Source organism: Acinetobacter bereziniae, assembly GCF_016576965.1.
GTDB lineage: Bacteria > Pseudomonadota > Gammaproteobacteria > Pseudomonadales > Moraxellaceae > Acinetobacter > Acinetobacter bereziniae.
This window is the reverse complement of record NZ_CP066119.1, coordinates 1,372,595-1,388,455: the sequence shown is the minus strand read 5'-3', so window position 1 is coordinate 1,388,455 and position 15,861 is coordinate 1,372,595. Positions and strand designations below refer to the sequence as shown.

Here is a 15,861-nt window from a genome sequence, read left to right as displayed (position 1 = left end):
AATGATTTTAACTGACAACACAACATCCTGATTACTCATTAAGATGTTGGAACATATCTTTTTTTTGATAAAAAACTGTGAGGCAATTCTTCATCACAGATTAATCAAGTCTGCATCCAAAGTAAATGCATTTTCAATCCAAGACTGATCATAAGAGATTTTAGTTAAGTCTTGCTGTACGTTTTTTGCAATTTTATGATGTAAATCAAACCCAATTACATCAAAACGACAATAATACTGTTCATATTGCGGATATTCTTGTAAAAACCTAAACGCTGTTTTGATCATTTTTTGTTGCTTAATCAAATTCACTGCTTCAAAGGCATATCCCCTATAGCTTGACGTTCTGGCTTTCACTTCAATAAAAACTAATTCTTGCTGTGTCTCAGCAATAATATCGATTTCGCCAAAGCGAGAAAAATAGTTCAATTTGACAATCGTGTAGCCAGACTGCCGCAGTATTTTTACTGCCTCATGCTCTGCCCATTGCCCTAAATTATTTTTAGCCATCGATCATTCAACTATAAGGGCACTAAGTTATTTTTAGAGCGCTCAAAACATTGTGGAATGCGCTCAACGCGATTACCTTCAATTTTAATTTTTCCTGTCCGCCCATTAAAGGTTAGACTTTTGACATTGGGATCTAACACAAATTGTTCAGCAATGTACCAAGCATCACCACCAAACGCATATAAACGTTGGTAAGGTAATGACTTTGGTTGATCCTTATAGGCTTTCACCACATCTTCCCATTCTTTGATATACAAAGCAGGCACATCACAGAACTTCATGCCTTTCGGTAATGTTCTACTTTCATTTACGGCGATCGCTTGAGTATAAATATTCTTTTTCTTTAACTTCTTTAAATTTGCCAACCATTGATTTGACCCAAGCAATAAAATACCTTCACTTGCTTTGGTCGTATTTGGCATCGCATCTACTGGGTCAACTTCTCCTGCATAATTTGCGAAAAGTGCATTTAAAAAGCTGATTGATTCTGCCTCAGTGCCCTTTTCACGAACAACATAGAGTTTGCTGACTTTATCATGCTGAATATAATCCAGAAGTGCTAAAGCATCGTCATTTTTAGACAGACTATATTGCCAAACATTTTTATGGGTCGGATACACCTCATTCAAAGCAAGCACTGGAACTTTGGGTTTTAAATTAATCAATGCTTCTACATCTGGACGTGCCAAAGGACCAATAATCATTTTGGTCTTTTTATTCACATTTTGCTTCAATATGGTTTTGATGGTTTTTTGATCAGAATCGACAAATTTTAATGGAATTTGGTTCTTGGATGCATGAGATGCATTCAATATTCCTTGTTTGATACTTAAACCTGCTCGCGACATGGGACCTGTTTCAGGTAAGATAACAAGAATTTCTGCGTGAACTTGGATTGTAAATCCAATTATTCCCAAACATACCAGTCTTTTAATACTGTTCAACACTATCTTAGTTTTCATGGAGACCTTTATGAGTGCTCAATTATTTGTCGTAGCGACCCCAATTGGGCACTTAGATGATATGACTTTCCGTTCTATTGAAGTTTTAAAGTCGGTTTCTATTATTGCGGCAGAAGATACCCGCCAATCCGCTCAATTATTAAAACATTATAATATCTCAACTCCACTTACAGCGTGTCATGATCATAATGAAAGTAACAAAATTGATATACTTATCGAAAAATTAAAGCAAGGTCAAGATATTGCACTGGTCAGTGATGCTGGAACCCCGCTCATTAGTGATCCTGGATTTAAATTGGTTCGTGCTGCACAAGACAATGGAATCCGTGTCATTCCTGTACCGGGCGCTTGCGCTGCAATTGCAGCTTTGTGTGCTGTTGGCTTACCTAGTGACCGTTTTAGTTTTGAAGGCTTTCTATCTTCAAAACAATCTCAGCGCTTAATACAACTAGAAAAATTAAAATATGAAACGCAAACCATGATTATCTATGAAGCGCCCCACCGTATTTTAGACAGTGTCAAAGATATGGCTCAGGTTTTTGGTGAACAACGCCCCGTCGGTTTCGCTCGCGAGATCACCAAGACCTTTGAAACTATTAAAAAAATGACGCTAGGTGAATTGGTGAGTTTTATTGAAAATGATCATCACCAACAAAAAGGTGAGATCGTTTTAGTCATCGGTGGTCTACCTGATGCCAAAGATCAAGATGTTGAACAAGATAAGTTAGATCAACTACTCACACGATTATTACAGGACTTATCTGTTAAAGCTGCATCGCAACTCGCAGCTGATTTAATGGGTATCAAAAAGAAAATTGCTTACCAACGAGCGTTAGAACTCACCAATCAATAATCACGTGATATAACAATAAAAGTAGAATGATCATCATTGAGGAATAGAATGTTTAGTGGCTGTTCCTCAATGTATCTAAGAATATGATTGAACATTTATTTTTTATTTATCAGAAATTTTAACTTATGATCAATAAACCAAAGATTCAAATTTTTAAAATATCAAAACCACGACTCTTTTTATTGTCATGGCTGATGACATCATCCTTATTTGCTGCACAAGATCCGGATTTTAATGAGCCACTTCAACTGTCAGGTGATTTTGCTCAATTTAATATCCATAACTCCTCTGGCTATTACAAAGGGAACTTTAGCGCTAAACAAGGAAGTATGCAGATCACAGGAAATGAAATACAGCTCAATCAAGATAAAAATAAACAACTTGTGTCTATCATCGCTTTTGGCACCCCTCTAAAACTGAATAAGAGAATCTATAAAACGAAAGAAAACATTCAGGCTTCTGCAAATAAAATGATTTTCGATGCGAAAAAATCAATAATCACTCTAGAAGGTAATGCAATGATTAGAAGTGATGTTGGACAACAAATTAAAAGTTCAAAAATTACTTATGATTTAATCAGTAATGACTTTGAAGCAATTGGGAATGATCAACAACGTGTCGAAATCATCATGCAACCTTAAATGTTGAATCAATCAACCGCCCCTAATCAAATTTTAGAGACATTAAAAAAGCACCTGACGGTGCTTTTAAAATCAATCTCTTGCAGATTCATCAGGGGGAACTTCAGTAATTTTTCCACCACGCGCTAAAAATGCAGCGATTTCATCTTCTAATGCTTCACGTTGTCTTTTTTTCGCAGTCACCGTGAGTGTTTCTGCTTCAGCCAAATCTGTATCAGACACCGTTGATTCACTTACCGCAGCACCTTTTTCCGCTGCTTTAGCTTCATCATCGTCAACTGCATGATCTTCTGAATTATCATCATAATCATTTGTATCTGTCATCTTGAACTCCCCATCAACGACGTCAATTTACCATCCAAAAAATGGTGATGTTTTACAGAGAAATGTACCAATCTCTTGCGGATTCGACTAGTCTCTAGATACATAAAATCGTGTTTTTTTTCATCAAATTCGTAATATTGTTTAAATGATTGTTTAAAAAGTATCAGTCAACTCATGAAATGGCATATTGCGTGCTTTTTAACGTTTCTAATCCACTGGCTTTTGTTAAAAATTGATCTTTTAAAAGCGGAGTATTTTCCACTTGTTTCAGTCCAAAATTACGCGCCCAGATCATAGGAAAGAATTCAGCAGTTTCCAAGAAACCAATCATCGACATGCTATGCATCATGGCATCATTTTGCCCTTTACGTGTGTGTTCATAACGTTTTAAGGTCTGTTGGTGTGCCCACACACCACGCTTTTTATCTTGCAATAAGACATCACAAAGCACTGCCGCGTCCAAACAACCTATATTCACTCCTTGCCCGGCCAAAGGATGAATCACATGTGCTGCATCACCAATCAATGCCAACCCTTCCTTGACATAACGCTGCGCTGCGCGTGCTTTGAGTGGAAATTTTGCACGTGGTGTTGCTTCAATTATTTCACCCAACATATGATGACTTTCACGGGTGAGCAACTGGCAAAAATCTACATCATTCAAACTGGCATATTCATCTGCATAATCATCAGGCAGTGTCCAGACAATTGAAATCCAATGCCCAGCTTGTTGAGGATTCAAACTCGCCATCGGTAAAAATGCCAAAGGACCAGTTGGATGGAAAATTTGACGAGCCACATAATGGTGCGGTTGTGTGGTACGAATCGCACAAGTCAAACCTGCTTGCTGATAATCAAGAATATCGTAATCAATAAAAGCCTGCTCACGCACAAATGAGTTTGCCCCATCTGCCCCAATGACTAATTTGGTCTTTAACTGACTGCCATCTGCAAGATGGATTATCCAACAACCAACGCCTTGTTCAACACGAACGACTTTCACCTCGGTACGATAGTCGTTTAATTGTTCCAGCATTTGTTGTTGAATGGCGAGATTTAATAAGCTGGGTTCAACCATTGAACCTAAACTATGTTCATCCGTCGGAAAATTTATGGATTCTTGACCAAAATTAATTTCTCCATAACCATTTTTATTCCAGACTTGCATCCCTGTATAAGGCATCTTTCGGGCAATTTTATCCCAAACATTCACAGTTTTAAGTAAATGAATGGTTGCTTGACTGAGTGCCAAAACTCGTGGATTCGCTTGGGCTAAAACTTTTTGCTCGTCTAAAATGGGTGCTGCGTCTAATACTGTTGCTTGAACACCGCCTTGCGCCAAAAGTAATGCGGTTAAACCGCCTACCAGACCGCCACCAATAACAATAACATCTAAAACATTTTGTTCTATCATGCTTTTAACCCCATTGCGTAATTGGCAACCAAGGGTTTTATTCCAGGGATGACATCAAATGCAACCAACCCTGTATTACGTAATAATTTTAAAACTGGATTCTGATTACTAAAGCCTCGTACAACCGAATCACAAAATTTGATGACCCGTTGTTGATCTGTTAAGCGAGCCTGTTCGTATGCCTTTAACATCTCAGGCTCACCTATATCTTCAGACTTAGCCATTTGTGCTGTGATATAACGCAGCAATACATCAGCATCACGCATGCATAGATTAAATCCTTGCCCTGCCACAGGGTGAATCGTATGTGCCGCATTTCCCATTAAGATCACACGTCCAACCGCCTGTTTATCTGCCAGCACTTGTGACAATGGGAAACTAAAACGTTTGCCTGTCTTTTGGAATTTACCTGCACGATCTCCATAGGTTTGCTGTAAGGCATCCAGAAAATGTTGATCATTCTCTTCCCCTAGCCACTCACCCTCTGTTCCTTTTTTTACCGGCCAAACAACTGAACGGCGGCATTCACCAGGCAAAGGTAATAATGCTAATGGACCTAAGTGGCTAAAGCGTTCAAAACCCACTTGCTGATGCGGTTTAGACGTTTGTACAGTGGTGACAATTGCAACTTGATCATAATCATGTACATCCACACCGACGCCTAAGGTTTGACGGCAAAAAGAGTCTCGACCATCTGCTGCAATCACCAATTTAGCTTTGATTGAATGACTATATTCTTCACCACGACTTGCTTCTATATAAACAAAGTCATTGTCTTGTTTTAAAGAGTTTACTTGCACACCATCAATCAACTCTATAAGAGGTTGTTGTCTTACCTGAGTAAGAAGTACCCGTCCAAGCCATGCATTTTCAATCACTTGCCCAAAGCTTTCGACTTTTTCTTGATCTGCTTTTAAACGGGCTTTACCGAAACTGCCTTGCTCTGTGATATGAACTTCAAGAATCGGGGTTGCATGCTCTTGTAAAGCATTCCACAAACCGAGCTTTTGATAAATTTGTACAGTACGACGTGAAAGTGCTGTATTTCGAGCATCAAAACTTGAATGATAAGCTACAGCATTGTTGTCATCATAATTTGGGTATTTCACCGCTTCTAAGAGCTTTACCGCAATATTCGCTTTCGCCAACATGAGAGCCAAACTCAGCCCAACCATTCCACCGCCAACGATGATGACTTCTTGTTGCATGCTTTGATCCTTTCTATACGTGATTCAGCTTACTGAATACTTATGATCTTGATGAATTTTATCTTACATCAAGCGCGATTATTTTTATATTGAAATAGGAAATTGTTGCTATCATTTGTACTGAATCAATACGTTATTTTAAAAATGGGATAATCAATCAATGAACAATATAAAAAAATAAGGCTGTAATTTATTATATTTAAATCACAGCCTTAAAGTTGTTAAAAGGATGACAATCAAACGAAGCGATTGTTTAATCGATATGCGCTTGAACACAACCAATATTAGAATACTTTAGTTATCTCACGTATCTCATGTAAGACATGGACTAGAACGATAGTTTAAGATTGAGATAATACTGACGACCTCTTAAATCACTATATTTACTCAGATAACCTTTTGTACCAGATAAATCAACCGCGTAGTCATTAAATAGATTTTGGATGCCAAAACCGACTTCTGCAGCGTTAACCTTATTAGATTTGCCAAACGGCAATTTAGCTTTGGCAAAAATATCATGATATAACTGATCATTTATTTTTAGAGTTTTGATATCTTTTCCTGTCTGATTTAAAATTGCAGTTGCATTAGTTACAGTATATGAACCATAGTACTGTGTAGCCCAACCAAAAGCCCATACATCGTTAGGTTTCAGGTAGATTGATGCATTGGCACGATGCTTTAATGGATAATCATTACTACTTGCCATTGCGACATAATCAACAAAAGGCGTGTCGGCAGTGTCTTGTTGCTTATATTCACTGACATAGGTATACCCTAAATTAAACGAAGTATTTCCGACTGCACTGTCGAAAGCATAACTTAAATTAGTATCAATCCCTTTAGTTTTTAGTCCTAATGCATTGAAGACTGCAGTATTTATCGACGTTATATCACCGTTGGCATCACGTTTTATTCGATTGCCGTATTTATTTTGATTATCCAAAATATACTGTGCATTTACCGATGTAATATTATTACTTTTTTTAATCTGATAATAATCCACAGATAACCGCAAGTTTTCAATTATCTCTGGTGTCAAGACCACACCAAAATTATAACTTTTCGATTTTTCAGGGGTAATCGTTGGATTACCGCCTGAAATAATATCTGTGGTCATATCCAATATTTTCCCTGTAACAGGATCTTTAAGTGAAGTGCTAGTATTTTGACTGACCGTCTCTAATGCTAACTGCCCTGCTGTTGGCGTAACAAAACCTTCACTATATGAAGCACGGAACATCATCTGATCATTAGGCTCAAATTTAAAACCAATCGTTGGTGAAATAGCATCAAATTTAGCAGTTCCTGAGTCACTATAGCCCAAAAAATTAGACTTATAACCTGTAGTAGGATCAGCTTTAGGATCATACTGAGGTACTTTTGCTGATACTTTGAAATCCTCATAACGTGCAGCTACCTGCATCTCGAGTGACTTCGCGAAACGGTAATGATGATCTGATGAAAGTAAAGGTATACTGAATTCAGTATACACACTTGAAGCTTGAGTTTTACGTTCAGTAGGTTTAACCCAAGGATTATCGACATACTGATGATCAGCATAACCTTCACTTGCATAGCGTCGGTGTTCGATTCCGGTCGCCAATCGAATATCCCCTGCATACCATGTCGCAATTGGTCCTGTTGCCCGTATCGACATGTCATTTAAAGTTTGCTGAGTATTATTTTTAGTATAATGCCAATACTTTTGAATAAGATCAGTCGGTTTCGTGGTGTAGTCTTCAATGAAGTCAATCAAATTATTGGCTGTATCTTTATTCCATTGGGTTGCTCTCGGATTTACATTTCCTTTACGGATATATCTTTGACCAATATCCGATTTACTCCAAGAATAATCACCAGATAGTAACCATTTAGGTGTCAAATCAAAAATAAAACCTGTTGCAGCCTTTTTCTGTGTCGTTTCAAAAGTGTCTTTCGCCCAAGCACCGAAACTGTCTCCATTCAGCGTATAGTTGACCAATACATCTTTACCAAATGGATTATATTGACTGTTTTTGCTTACTGTGACCACACCAAAACCATGTGGTGAACTGTTATAGCCCCAGCCTTTTTCACGATCATAACCTGCCTCAAGAAATACATTGAAACGATCAGTAAAATCACGATTGATTGAGACTCCCACAGACTCAGTATCTGTATCATATAAAATTGGTGAGTCTCCAGACCAACTACTTACCCCTTTTCCTAGACCTAAAGCATAACCTTTTTCTAATGTATTGATATCACCATTCCAACCCTTGGGAATATGTGCAGTTGAAGAACCACTTCCAGGAATCAATTCTGAACCATCTTTGGAACGAATATTGGTGAGATCACCTGCTGGTGGATTTACTGTTGGACCAATAAGTGCATTTGGATTATTTTTTAAAATTCTTTGCCGTTGTTTATCTTTAAAGCCCCGCTCACGGTCTAATAAACCATCCTGACTCTTTTTCGAAGCAGTGAGCATTACGTTAGTACGTCCCTCTTCCAAAGCAAAACCAGAGACAAAGTTAAAGGATTTCACGGGCTGCTGATCATCTGTTGTATTGGCATAACGTAAATCTAAATCTGTACCCACGTAGTCTTTACGCAATACGACATTGATCACACCGCCAACAGCACCACTACCATAAATTGCTGCTGCTGACGTCGGTAAAATCTCGATTCTTTCAATCGCTGCCAGCGGAATATTATTTAAATTGGGCTGTTGTGTGGATTCTGCTGAACCACGATTTCCAGTTCCTGCACTACGACGACCATTGATTAACACCAAGGTTTGGTTTGTACCTAAACCTCGTAGATTAATCTGGCTTGAGGTAGCGCTAAAGTAATCTGAATTATTGGTTGATGTTGCCATTGGAAGTAGCTTTGTAATTGCTTCTGTGACTGTTGTTGCCCCTGAACGTTCTAATTCCTCACGTTCAATTACTGTATAAGCCTGCACATCATCTTCTGTACGAGGAATGTCCATATTGCCTGATCTATATGCCACAGGTGTTTCATGTAATGCACTAATTGCAATTGTAGGTAGTGCAGATACATTTTGCTGAGTCTCTTGAGCATAATTGTGCTGTGAAAAAATAATGCCGAATATGGAGATGCTTAGTTGAGTCCTGAAAGAAATAAGAGGTTTTGTGTAGTTCGTGTTTTTTTTCATTAAAATTATCATCAATTATGTAAACACAATAAATCATACACAAAAAATCACAAAAGTAAACGATAATAATTATCATTTGCATCAATGATTTTAAAATACTCCCTTCTTCTAACTTTAAGTTATGGAGTCTTTAATCAAAAAAGAAAAGACTATTTCTCGTCGAAATAATTCTGTAGACATGCTCTGATCTTATTGAAATATCAAATTATTATTTAACTCAACGTTAAGAAATATATTTTGGCATCTCAGATTTCAAATAAAAACGAACGATTATTTCCGCAACTCATCCAAACGTTTTTGGGCATCTTCATTAAAATGACTAGCTGCCTGATAGTACCAGCGCATTGCCATTTTGATATCCGCGGCAAAACCATATCCATGCTCATACATTAGACCCAGTTTATAGGGTGCAACAGCATGTCTTTGTTTCGCTGCCTTACGGTAAAGGATTGCTGCTTCAGCAAAACTTTGTTCTACACCTTCACCCAATTCGTACATTTCCCCCAGCACAGTTAGCGCATCAGCATTTCCATTGGTGGCGGCTTTAGATATCCATTGCAAAGCTTGTTCTAGGTCTTTTTCGACACCTTTTCCTGCTTTAAAAAGTAACCCTAGATGAAGTTGCCCGCAATGATCATTTTGATTAGCAGTTTTTTGGTACCAATATCGTGCTTTTTCAATATCTTGTTCAATACCATGACCCTGCTCATACATCATGCCCAGTTCATTCTGAGCCGGCACATCGTTCTTTTCTGCTCGTTTTAAAATTCGGTCATACGCTGGAATTGTGTTGTAATCAATTTTCAAAGACTGCTTAACCTTACAATCACCATCAATAATATCAAAACCTAAGAAGTGTTCGAACATCTCTACCATCAATACACGAGCCAATCTTGTGTGATACATCGTCTGATTTTTTAAAGTAATATGGTAATATTTAAAATAATTTTCATGATCCTCAATGTGCTCTAATGAAAACTTAGGATCCGTTATTTTTTCTTTTTTTATTTTCCCATTTTCTACATATTCATGTTCATAATAGATTGAAAAATCAAGCCATACTTTCTCAAAATCTTGCACCTCACCCTCAAAATACAGATCTTCATCTTCTTCCTGTAGCATCCTTCTAACTTCATGATTATTTTTGTAAATCAGATAACTATAACTATCACAACTGTCGACACATTCGAAGAAAATAATCCAATCGTTAAAAGGCAAATCAACAACGAGTTCTTGCCATAACTCAGGGTGATTATATGCTGAATAAAAAATATCGATATTATCAATAATTACAAAGTTATCGTGTATCAGCTCAATTCGAATTGTAGTATAGCTTTCAATAATTTCAACTTCATGTTGCATCCATGTATAAATCATTGTTTTGATTTCTTGGATGTCACCTTGGAATGGAAATACCATTCCAGTCATTCGAGTACCCATCGTTTTTATAATCTTAAGCAAAGTATCAAAGCAACTTCATATCTGATCAAGATCAAAAATGATTGAGTTGATATGTTTAATTTAGAAAAAAGCGCAATATTGTCAAAATATTGCGCTTGTTAAAGCCATTTCAATGCAATGGCTCAGTCGAACATCAATAATTAACATATTCAGTTGTGGGATGCCATCAAGGCTTCAATATCCTCAATCGTTTTCACAACATTCTTGGTCAACACCAAAGGACCGTGTTCGGTTGCCACGACATCGTCTTCAATTCGGATACCAATGCCACGCCATTTTTCCTCGACAGTTTCATCATCTGGCGCAATATATAGACCCGGCTCTACTGTAACTACCATGCCTTGCTCGTAGGTTCGCCATTGACCATTGTCATCTTTATAAGCACCAACATCATGTACATCCATACCTAGCCAATGCCCAGTTCCATGCATATAGAACTGACGATAACTTTCAGATTCGATAATTTGATCAACATCACCTTGCATAATTCCAAGTTCAACCAAACCTTCAACCAGAATTCGTACTGCTACCGTATGCGGTTCTTTATAAGAGTTTCCAATTTGAATCGCTTCTATCGCTGCAATTTGTGCATCTAAAATAATTTGATACAAGGCTTTTTGTTCAAGACTAAATTTGCCATTCACGGGAAAAGTCCGTGTGATATCTGAAGCATAACATTCATATTCACACGCCGCGTCAATCAACACCAGATCACCGTTTTTTAGGGGCTGATTATTTTCTACATAATGTAAAATACAGCCATTTTTACCACCACCGACAATGCTGTTATAGGCAGGGACACAACCATGCTGACCGAAAATATAATTCAATTCAGCTTCTAAAGCATATTCCATCATTTCGGGACGAACTGTTTGCATGGCACGGGTATGCGCATCCGCACTAATATTTGCTGCGATTTGCATCAATTCAATTTCTTCAGCTGATTTATGCAAACGCATTTCATCTAAAATCTGATCAAGTTGCATAAGCTGTGTTGGCACGCCGAAACCACGACTGGATTCTTGTGCTTTGGAAATCCAATGCGTTATTTTGACATCAAACTCTGCTCGTTGACCAATCCGATAGAATAGTTTTTCTTTATTGAGGATTTTGGCAATAATCTCTTCATCAAGCAGATCTATGGCATATGCTTCATCTGCTTCATAGTCATCAATTGCTCCATCAATTCCTGCTCGATAACCATTCCAAATTTCCATTTCACGGTTTCGCTCACGGCAAAATAGACTATAAATATACGTTTCACCAGTTTCATCTGTTTCGAACACTGCTACTGCTTGAGGTTCGGCAAAACCTGTAAGATAAAAGAAACTACTGTCTGCACGAAACTTATAGTCAGCATCTCTATTTCGCATGACTTCCGGACTAGTGGCGATAATTGCAATACTATTGGGACCCATTTGTTCAGCGAGGCGGTCACGACGTTCCTGAAAATCTGCTTGAGTTAATTTCATTCTCTATTCAGCTTATCTTTCAGTTCATTAAATTAATTGGTGAATGTTTAAATTACAGTTTGATGGGGTAAGATGTAAATACGAATACAACAATATTTATCCATTTATTTTAAAAACAAAATCAGCAGTATTCTATGAGATTGATTGATCGATCCTTATCAATATCCTTAAAATGACTTGGTTTGGTGATCAAAATATATCCGCATATCATGATAAAAAAATGGCTGATTGTGGTCTCTAAATTTTAGAGATTTACACAATCAACCATTTCATTAAAACTTAGCAGTGCTTCATCTTGAACAAAAAATTTAACTTGGACGGTGTGGTGTAAACATTTCGACCACATTGCTACTTTCAGATGAGTCTATAGCTTGCTTCATTTTGCTATGGAAATTTTGCAGCAAAGGGCTTTCTGAAACTGGCACTTTTTTGCGCCCTACAGATAGGGATACTGGAATCAAGCGAACAAACTCATATAGCTCCTCATAGCTTGCTTCACCCTCTTCATCGTCATCTGATTCATCAAACTCAACAGATGCGACATCTTGTAAACTTTCAATTAACTCTTGTTCGTCTGAACGAATGTGACCTGAAGCCAAACCAAAACCTAAAACAACGCCAGCACACCAGTCAGCCAAAGCTTGAACACGCTCCGATAAAGTATGTTCATCATCTGGAAGCATCGGAAGATAGTCTAAATCATCTTCAGCAAGCGCATGTGACACATCTTCGGTTTCATCTGAGAGTACAGCCAATGCTTCATCGTCTAATTTTGGTACATCCAACGTCGATAAAATTTGTAACCATTCATCTCGGGTTGGTACTTCGGTAACACAAACTATACCTGTTAATAAGCCATGTAACTCACTCGGGCTTGAAATTTCCTCAATCCCTTTAAAATTTTGGTTCCAATCTGACCAACCTGAAATATCGTCTTGCATTCGCTTATCCAATCTCTATACTTCTGTATATATTACCTTTGATTGCAAATCTGTGCGACCCGTTATGTTAGAACAATTACAGCGTCTACAAACGCATATTGGTGTTTTAAAAACACGAATCGAGACTGTTGAGAAAGAAAATGCATCGCTGTTAAAAGAAAAAGATAACAGTGAAGAGCAAGCTCACGCTCAAATCAGCCATAAAAACAGTATTATTACCCAAAAACAAGATGAAATTGATTCGCTCACTGAACAGCTTGCTCAGTTGCAAAATCAATTTCAACAGCTCAACACTGATGCCTCATCTTTAGCTGAACGCTATAGCCGTTTAGAAAAAAGCTGTACAGATTTAAAAAATCGTTTTCAGGAAATTTTAGCCGAACGCAATGAATTACGCGTGGTTAAAGAGAAAATGGCAAATGAACAGCGCCATCATTTGCAGGACATTAAAAACCTGCAAGATGAGCGTGAACGTTTAATCCAAAAAAATGAACATGCAAAGACCAAAGTTGAAGCGATTATTCAACGTCTTTCTATTTTAGGGACTGAACAAGATCATCATGCGCAAGAGATTCAACAACTTGCTCATCCTTCAGAATCTAATGAGGAAGTATAATTATGTCTGAACATGTTACCGTAGAATTGCGTTTAATCGAACAGACTTTCCGTCTAGGTACGACTACAGAAAAAAGGCATGAGTTAGAACGTGCTGGTCAGCTATTAAATGATAAGTTTCAAGAGTTCCGTCGCAAAGCACCCAACGTTGAACATAATAAGTTGGTGATTATGGTGGCGTTAGAGTTAATGCAAGAAGTTTTGAGCATGAATAAAACGTTACAAGAATACGCACAATGTGAACGTTTATTAGAAGCTATGCTCGAAGATGTTGAAAAAGCGGGCTAAACCGCTTTTTTTTCGTGCAGTTGATTTCATTTTTTTATCTATATTTATAATTTGTGACCTTTGATGATTTGCCACAAACGTCAGATTATGTATACTTAATACAACTCTGGGGTGTTCGCCAGTACGTCTATTCCCCTGCCGATACTTAAACTTATGGATGTGTTCTGTATATTTTGAGTGTATGCCCACCGCGAGTGGGAAACCCAGTAAGTGTACGTCACGTCCACCTTGAACTCATCGGGTTCAGGGTAACGACCATGCAGCGGCATCACCGGAGTACTTATTTTTATTATAAAAATTTAATGTTTAAAATTCATTCTAGTTCTCTGACGATTCTCTTTATACTGTATCCTCTTAAAATTTTCATGTTTTGATTTATATGGTCATTTCAATTGTATGATCCGCATAATCCTTACACTTATAACTCAACATCACATTAGGTTCTCAATTTAAGACCTGATACTTCATAAATACGTTCATTCAAACACAACACAGATCAACTTCATATTTTGACTTGAAAAACTTGATATTTTGCTAAAGCTTGATTGTGTCTATTTATGATTTAGCGCTTCATAGCAAAGATAGCCTGTTACACCACCACCCCCATCTTTCGGGTGCTGGATACCATCCATAACTGGAACTTTTTCAAAATCAAACGGTGAGACTCCAACGATACAGGAAACATTCACTCCAAACTGCTTAGGATTGGAGCGACGTTGATGAAAAGTATAAATTCCACAAACTGAACAAAAATAATGTGCTGCTTGTTTTGTGTTAAATCTATACTCTGTTAATTTATCACGACCTTCATAAACATTTATTCCTGAAAGTGGAGCAGACACGGCTACAGCTCCCCTCATACGACAAAATGAACAATTACAACGTCGTATTGTCTCAAAATTATCTGACAACTCTACGGTGAATTTCACTGCCTCACAGTGGCATTGCGCATTTAAAGCCATATTCATTCAGTTATTAAAGTCATATTTATTATGTCTAAAATAAGCAATAACCCTGAGAAAAAGCAAAATATTTCACTAATATTAGATAAAGAATCAATATTAATTTTCTTTATGGTTTTTCTTCAAATCTGGTCTTACCATTTGAATATTATTCTGCAATTCAAAAATATGACTTAAAGCCTTTGCTGTAAGTAAAATATTTTCTCTATGATCTAAATCAGGGACTTCTTGTATTCTTTTAGGAATACTATCCAGTTTCAAAGCAATCTCATATAAATCTGAATAAATAGTTTCTAATGTGCTCATTTATACTCTCTTACAAGAATTTTGGCTCATGACCTACAGGTCATTGAAAGTCATTTTTTAATCATAAATTCTATTCTTTTAAAATTATAAAAGAATAGTCGATCAATAAAGTCAACCATTTCTTGAATATTGATACTGCATAGACAAATCTAATCATCTGAAATATTGCTATAGTATTTATCCGAATGACAAGAGTAGATGGATATAATGTTAATTCGCCTCGCCAGTGAAGCCGATCTCAAATATTTAATAGCGATTGATAGTGTTGCCTTACATGAGGCACAACGAGTATTACAAATTCACGCTTGGTGTGCTCAAAGTACATGTTTTCTTGCTGAAAAGGATGGCGAAATCATGGGTTATGGTGTTTTAAATTACCATTTCTTTGGATGTGGCTTTATTGAAATGTTAATGGTTGGAGAGCATTATCGACGTAATGGCATCGGACTTGCCTTACTGAATGGCTTGAAGTCAAAATGCCTACATCCAAAACTTTTCACCACCACCAATCGTTCTAATTTGCCAATGCAACGTTTGTTACGCACTTCTGGATTTATAGAAAGTGGTCAAATTGAAAATCTTGATGAGGATGATCCAGAATTAGTATTTTTTATTCCAATCCCCCAATAAGTTAGTTTTAAGCAGTCGCATTTCTAACTTTTAGGGCAATCCATCACTACTGCTTTCAGATTGAAAGATGGAACGATAGCTCGATATGATTTAATCAATGAAGACTACATT

General features: G+C 37.2%; 16 protein-coding genes and 1 other RNA gene. 6 read left to right on the top strand and 11 right to left on the bottom strand.

The window, feature by feature from the left end:
- Positions 1-93: 93 nt before the first annotated feature.
- Positions 94-510, bottom strand: coding sequence for a YraN family protein (locus I9192_RS06320; protein ID WP_005030449.1), 417 nt, complete (start codon positions 508-510; stop codon positions 94-96).
- Positions 511-521: 11 nt separating this feature from the next.
- Complete coding sequence (locus I9192_RS06315; protein WP_005030451.1) at positions 522-1,472, bottom strand: penicillin-binding protein activator; 951 nt, start codon at positions 1,470-1,472, stop codon at positions 522-524.
- 10 nt (positions 1,473-1,482) lie between these two features.
- Here I9192_RS06315 and rsmI point away from each other — a divergent pair, with 10 nt between their 5' ends.
- Complete coding sequence (gene rsmI / locus I9192_RS06310) at positions 1,483-2,325, top strand: 16S rRNA (cytidine(1402)-2'-O)-methyltransferase (RefSeq protein ID WP_004831728.1); 843 nt, start codon at positions 1,483-1,485, stop codon at positions 2,323-2,325.
- A 194-nt stretch (positions 2,326-2,519) separates the two neighbouring features.
- Positions 2,520-2,966, top strand: a complete 447-nt coding sequence (gene lptA, locus I9192_RS06305) for a lipopolysaccharide transport periplasmic protein LptA (RefSeq protein WP_227567140.1) — start codon at positions 2,520-2,522, stop codon at positions 2,964-2,966.
- Between the two features lie 72 nt (positions 2,967-3,038).
- Here lptA and I9192_RS06300 read toward each other — a convergent pair whose 3' ends face one another.
- The 7 genes from I9192_RS06300 to I9192_RS06270 all read right to left on the bottom strand — a co-directional run bounded on the left by I9192_RS06300 (position 3,039) and on the right by I9192_RS06270 (position 12,949).
- Positions 3,039-3,290 carry a hypothetical protein gene (locus I9192_RS06300; protein ID WP_004831732.1) on the bottom strand — a complete coding sequence of 84 codons (252 nt, stop codon included), beginning with the start codon at positions 3,288-3,290 and terminating at the stop codon, positions 3,039-3,041.
- A 172-nt stretch (positions 3,291-3,462) separates the two neighbouring features.
- On the bottom strand, positions 3,463-4,704 hold the full coding sequence (locus I9192_RS06295; RefSeq protein WP_200150217.1) for an FAD-dependent monooxygenase: 1,242 nt from the start codon (positions 4,702-4,704) through the stop codon (positions 3,463-3,465).
- Positions 4,701-5,912, bottom strand: a complete 1,212-nt coding sequence (gene ubiH / locus I9192_RS06290; RefSeq protein ID WP_005030457.1) for a 2-octaprenyl-6-methoxyphenyl hydroxylase — start codon at positions 5,910-5,912, stop codon at positions 4,701-4,703. Before ubiH ends, I9192_RS06295 begins: the two co-directional genes overlap by 4 nt.
- Positions 5,913-6,240: 328 nt before the next feature.
- Positions 6,241-9,075 carry a TonB-dependent receptor domain-containing protein gene (locus tag I9192_RS06285; protein ID WP_005030459.1) on the bottom strand — a complete coding sequence of 945 codons (2,835 nt, stop codon included), beginning with the start codon at positions 9,073-9,075 and terminating at the stop codon, positions 6,241-6,243.
- Positions 9,076-9,345: 270 nt separating this feature from the next.
- Positions 9,346-10,503 (bottom strand): tetratricopeptide repeat protein, encoded by a 1,158-nt coding sequence (locus tag I9192_RS06280; RefSeq protein ID WP_227567563.1) that lies wholly within the window; start codon positions 10,501-10,503, stop codon positions 9,346-9,348.
- Between the two features lie 182 nt (positions 10,504-10,685).
- The gene (gene pepP / locus I9192_RS06275) at positions 10,686-12,008 is read right to left on the bottom strand and encodes a Xaa-Pro aminopeptidase (protein ID WP_005030462.1); all 1,323 of its coding nucleotides are present in this window, start codon (positions 12,006-12,008) and stop codon (positions 10,686-10,688) included.
- A gap of 308 nt (positions 12,009-12,316) precedes the next feature.
- Positions 12,317-12,949, bottom strand: a complete 633-nt coding sequence (locus I9192_RS06270) for a UPF0149 family protein (RefSeq protein ID WP_005030463.1) — start codon at positions 12,947-12,949, stop codon at positions 12,317-12,319.
- 64 nt (positions 12,950-13,013) lie between these two features.
- Between I9192_RS06270 and I9192_RS06265 the strand changes: the two genes are divergently transcribed.
- The 3 genes from I9192_RS06265 (at position 13,014) to ssrS (ending at position 14,134) form a co-directional block, all read left to right on the top strand.
- Positions 13,014-13,565: a hypothetical protein gene (locus I9192_RS06265; protein ID WP_004831739.1), complete on the top strand. Its 552-nt coding sequence runs from the start codon at positions 13,014-13,016 to the stop codon at positions 13,563-13,565.
- Between the two features lie 2 nt (positions 13,566-13,567).
- Complete coding sequence (locus tag I9192_RS06260) at positions 13,568-13,852, top strand: cell division protein ZapA (protein ID WP_004831740.1); 285 nt, start codon at positions 13,568-13,570, stop codon at positions 13,850-13,852.
- A 100-nt stretch (positions 13,853-13,952) separates the two neighbouring features.
- Positions 13,953-14,134, top strand: a non-coding RNA gene (gene ssrS, locus I9192_RS06255) — 6S RNA.
- 269 nt (positions 14,135-14,403) lie between these two features.
- Here the strand turns inward: ssrS and I9192_RS06250 are convergent.
- Both I9192_RS06250 and I9192_RS06245 read right to left on the bottom strand, forming a co-directional pair.
- Entirely contained in the window at positions 14,404-14,814 is a 411-nt protein-coding gene (locus tag I9192_RS06250; RefSeq protein WP_228129509.1) for a GFA family protein, read from the bottom strand.
- Between the two features lie 99 nt (positions 14,815-14,913).
- On the bottom strand, positions 14,914-15,120 hold the full coding sequence (locus I9192_RS06245; protein ID WP_005030465.1) for a hypothetical protein: 207 nt from the start codon (positions 15,118-15,120) through the stop codon (positions 14,914-14,916).
- A gap of 198 nt (positions 15,121-15,318) precedes the next feature.
- On the opposite strand from I9192_RS06245, the gene I9192_RS06240 reads away from it, so the two are divergent.
- Positions 15,319-15,750 carry a GNAT family N-acetyltransferase gene (locus I9192_RS06240; RefSeq protein ID WP_228129442.1) on the top strand — a complete coding sequence of 144 codons (432 nt, stop codon included), beginning with the start codon at positions 15,319-15,321 and terminating at the stop codon, positions 15,748-15,750.
- Positions 15,751-15,861 lie beyond the last annotated feature (111 nt).

Excerpts from the sequence above, each read along its gene's own strand:
- I9192_RS06320 (WP_005030449.1), bottom strand. The coding sequence starts at position 510 with ATGGCTAAAAATAATTTAGGGCAATGGGCAGAGCATGAGGCAGTAAAA.
- I9192_RS06315 (WP_005030451.1), bottom strand. The coding sequence starts at position 1,472 with ATGAAAACTAAGATAGTGTTGAACAGTATTAAAAGACTGGTATGTTTG.
- rsmI (WP_004831728.1), top strand. The coding sequence starts at position 1,483 with ATGAGTGCTCAATTATTTGTCGTAGCGACCCCAATTGGGCACTTAGAT.
- lptA (WP_227567140.1), top strand. The coding sequence starts at position 2,520 with ATGACATCATCCTTATTTGCTGCACAAGATCCGGATTTTAATGAGCCA.
- I9192_RS06300 (WP_004831732.1), bottom strand. The coding sequence starts at position 3,290 with ATGACAGATACAAATGATTATGATGATAATTCAGAAGATCATGCAGTT.
- I9192_RS06295 (WP_200150217.1), bottom strand. The coding sequence starts at position 4,704 with ATGATAGAACAAAATGTTTTAGATGTTATTGTTATTGGTGGCGGTCTG.
- ubiH (WP_005030457.1), bottom strand. The coding sequence starts at position 5,912 with ATGCAACAAGAAGTCATCATCGTTGGCGGTGGAATGGTTGGGCTGAGT.
- I9192_RS06285 (WP_005030459.1), bottom strand. The coding sequence starts at position 9,075 with ATGAAAAAAAACACGAACTACACAAAACCTCTTATTTCTTTCAGGACT.
- I9192_RS06280 (WP_227567563.1), bottom strand. The coding sequence starts at position 10,503 with ATGACTGGAATGGTATTTCCATTCCAAGGTGACATCCAAGAAATCAAA.
- pepP (WP_005030462.1), bottom strand. The coding sequence starts at position 12,008 with ATGAAATTAACTCAAGCAGATTTTCAGGAACGTCGTGACCGCCTCGCT.
- I9192_RS06270 (WP_005030463.1), bottom strand. The coding sequence starts at position 12,949 with ATGCAAGACGATATTTCAGGTTGGTCAGATTGGAACCAAAATTTTAAA.
- I9192_RS06265 (WP_004831739.1), top strand. The coding sequence starts at position 13,014 with ATGTTAGAACAATTACAGCGTCTACAAACGCATATTGGTGTTTTAAAA.
- I9192_RS06260 (WP_004831740.1), top strand. The coding sequence starts at position 13,568 with ATGTCTGAACATGTTACCGTAGAATTGCGTTTAATCGAACAGACTTTC.
- I9192_RS06250 (WP_228129509.1), bottom strand. The coding sequence starts at position 14,814 with ATGGCTTTAAATGCGCAATGCCACTGTGAGGCAGTGAAATTCACCGTA.
- I9192_RS06245 (WP_005030465.1), bottom strand. The coding sequence starts at position 15,120 with ATGAGCACATTAGAAACTATTTATTCAGATTTATATGAGATTGCTTTG.
- I9192_RS06240 (WP_228129442.1), top strand. The coding sequence starts at position 15,319 with ATGGATATAATGTTAATTCGCCTCGCCAGTGAAGCCGATCTCAAATAT.